Here is a 2,653-nt window from a genome sequence, read left to right on the forward strand (position 1 = left end):
ATTAATAAGAACAATACTTTGGTTTGCTTGCAAGGAACCGCGTTCTACACGACCAATTGCCAAACGACCTAAAAAGTTATTGTAGCTTAGATTGTTGATAAGCATTTGCGCGCCGCCTTCAAGAGAAACTTTTGGAGGTGGAACATGCTCAAGTACGGTATCAAATAAGTCTTGTAGAGTTTCTTTTTGAACGCCTTGTTCTTTGCTTGCCCAGCCGTTACGGCCAGATGCATAAAGAATTGGAAAATCTAAGTGATGATCTTCGGAAGAAAGCTCTAAGAAAAGGTCTTGAACCATTTCAGATACTTCATCAATACGAGCATCAGGGCGATCGACTTTGTTAATAACTAAAATCATACGAAGATTGCGTTGTAATGCTTTTTGTAAAACGAATCTTGTTTGTGGAAGAGGGCCTTCCGCAGCGTCCACTAACAAAATAGCGCCATCAACCATCATTAAAGTACGTTCTACTTCACCACCAAAGTCCGCGTGACCAGGAGTATCCACAATGTTAATGCGGACATCTTTATAAACCATGGAAGCATTTTTTGCTGCAATAGTAATGCCGCGTTCACGTTCGAGGTCCATACTGTCCATTACACGTTCGGCAACAGCTTGGTGAGCTGCAAATGTTCCTGATTGTTGAAGTAGCTTGTCAACCAAGGTTGTTTTCCCATGGTCAACGTGAGCTATGATCGCAATGTTACGCATATTTCCGTTAATCGTTGTCATACAAAGCCTTTCGTAAGATTGGACCAATCCAGATCCAAGATAATTTCCGTTTAGTTGGTATTCATATTTCGTTAAAAATGCAAATCAATTCATTGTAAGCTATCATAAAGTTGTAATGTTTCTCTAGCCATTCGCTCCCAAGAGTATTTTTTGGCAAGTGTGAACCCGTTTTCGATATAGGCCTTCCTATTTGGGTTTTGTTCATCCAAAGCTTCCCGAATGCCTCTTTGAATATCATCGATGTTGTTTGGATCGACAAAAATAGAAGCACTTCCCATGACTTCAGGTAAAGAAGTTGTATTACTTACAATTGTAGGAATACCACAAGCGGCGGCTTCAATAGGGGGGAGTCCAAATCCTTCATACAAGGAAATATAAATAAATATTTTACTTAAGCAATAGATAATAGGAAAATCATTTTCATGAATAAAATTTATAAATTGTATTTTATCTTTATAATTATATTGATTTACAATTTCCATTAAAGAGTCATTCGAATCTGTCAAAATAACTAAAGGAATTTGAAAACTCCCCGTGCAATAAGATTCAATTAATTTAGCAAGATTTTTATGTGGCTTATGATTTCCAATAGAAAAAATATATTTTTGAGGAAGATTATATTTAAAAATAACAGAGTTTATTTTTTCTTTACTAAACTCACTAAGTGGCTTAAAATTGTTAAACACTCCATTATAAAAAACATGAATTTTATTTTCGCTTGTTCCTATATATTTTGTGATTTCACTTTTTGAGAATTGTGAAACAGTGATAATAGACTTCGATTTTAGTAACTTCTTTTTTAGGAAAAAGTTATAATAAATTTTTTTATAAAATGCATAATTATTTGGAAGCGCCACATGGTTCATATCATGAATTGTCGCAATTAATGAAACATTACTTAAAAGTGGAACTATAAATTGTGGAGAGTGATAAAAATCGGGTTTATATTTTAAAATTACAAAAAATAATTCAATTTGGCTTAATAAACTAAAAACTCCATATTTTAAAGTGATTAATTTAAAATTTTTTGGGAATTTTAAATCTAGAAATGGGGAATTCTTATTTATTAAAATGTAAAATGTAAACTTATCATTTTCTTTAATATTTAAAATGTTTGTTATGAGTTCTCTTACATGTCTTGCAATACCATGTTCTGAATTTTTTAAAACGATTCTGGCATCAAACATGATAGTTTTATTTAAAGAATTCATTTGTATACCTCAATATTAAAGAACACGATTATTTAAGAAATAGCATTTTAAGTATTCAGATGAATCTGGATGTGCAAGATGTGTGTGGCAAGGAGATTGTTCCCCTTTATGAATAAATACCCAGTTTCCTTCTTCAAGTCCAAAGGAAACAGATTCAAGAAATTCGGAATCTTTAATATTTCTGCTACAGCTACACACAATAAGGAGTCCATTTTCTGATAGTAATTTACTAGCTAATTTTGCCATGCGTGAATATGCTCTTTTAGCTTCATGAATATGTTTTTTTGATTTAGCGAAAGCTGGGGGGGGGGCGGCAATAATTAAATCAAATTTTTTCTCGTTTTTTATCAAACCTTGCATGTGTTCGAACATATCACCATGTAAAGTTTCAATCGTTGTGTTCCCTTTTGCATTCGCTAATATATTTCTTTTTGCTAAGTTTAATGCCCAAGAGTCTTGATCGATTAAAGTTAAGTTTTCTACTCCAGAATTTGCAGCAATAGAGCTCCAAGAACCAGCATAACTACATATATCAAGGCAAGAGTTTATATTATAATTTTTAATTATATTTGCAAGGTATGTTAAGTTATTTCTTTGGTCTAAAAATAACCCTGTTTTTTGAGCTTTATTTAGAAAAAAAGTCATATTTAGAGATGAAAATAAACAATTTATTTCAAAATTTTGATCTTTGTTTAAAGGCTCGCGGATCC

Annotated in this window: 3 protein-coding genes; all 3 read right to left on the minus strand. The window is 32.5% G+C overall.

Annotated elements, in window-relative coordinates; translation table 11 throughout:
* Window positions 1-732: GTP-binding protein (locus ACIQ56_RS16515; RefSeq protein ID WP_397602133.1), on the minus strand; the 732-nt coding region annotated here is incomplete at its 3' end.
* Window positions 733-821: 89 nt separating this feature from the next.
* Window positions 822-1,943: a glycosyltransferase family 4 protein gene (locus ACIQ56_RS16520; protein WP_397602134.1), complete on the minus strand. Its 1,122-nt coding sequence runs from the start codon at window positions 1,941-1,943 to the stop codon at window positions 822-824.
* 15 nt (window positions 1,944-1,958) lie between these two features.
* Window positions 1,959-2,653, minus strand: a 695-nt coding sequence (locus ACIQ56_RS16525) for a class I SAM-dependent methyltransferase (RefSeq protein ID WP_397602135.1), incomplete at its 5' end; no start/stop codon positions are given.

Origin of the sequence: Silvanigrella sp. (assembly GCF_044369315.1) — a bacterium.
In the GTDB taxonomy this organism is placed as follows: Bacteria; Bdellovibrionota_B; Oligoflexia; order Silvanigrellales; family Silvanigrellaceae; genus Silvanigrella.